Raw genomic sequence first — 286 nt, forward strand, 5'->3', positions numbered from 1 at the left:
TCTGCTGTCGTCAGGTACAGGTACGGGGCAACTCAACTTCTCAGGTGGCATCGTCAGGTCTGACGTTCGTCAAGCGAACGGCAACAACGTCACGACCACGAACGCGGGTTACCTCGATACCTACACCGCATCAATGGCAACAGGCGTCATGTCTGCTCAGCAATTCAATGTTGAGGGGCGATTGTTGCTTGGAGCCTCGAATTTCATCTCGACGGCAACGACGGTGCCAGCGACTAATGGAGCGTGGACGATCTATAGCGCCTACTTGAATCGCGCGTCCTACTTG

Annotated in this window: 1 protein-coding gene; it reads left to right on the plus strand. The window is 54.9% G+C overall.

From position 1 onward, the window contains the following. On the plus strand, nt 1-286 hold a 286-nt coding region (locus tag OSO_RS52815), incomplete at both ends, for a hypothetical protein (protein ID WP_040592681.1).

The sequence above is a fragment of the Schlesneria paludicola DSM 18645 genome (assembly GCF_000255655.1).
Taxonomy (GTDB): Bacteria; Planctomycetota; Planctomycetia; order Planctomycetales; family Planctomycetaceae; genus Schlesneria; species Schlesneria paludicola.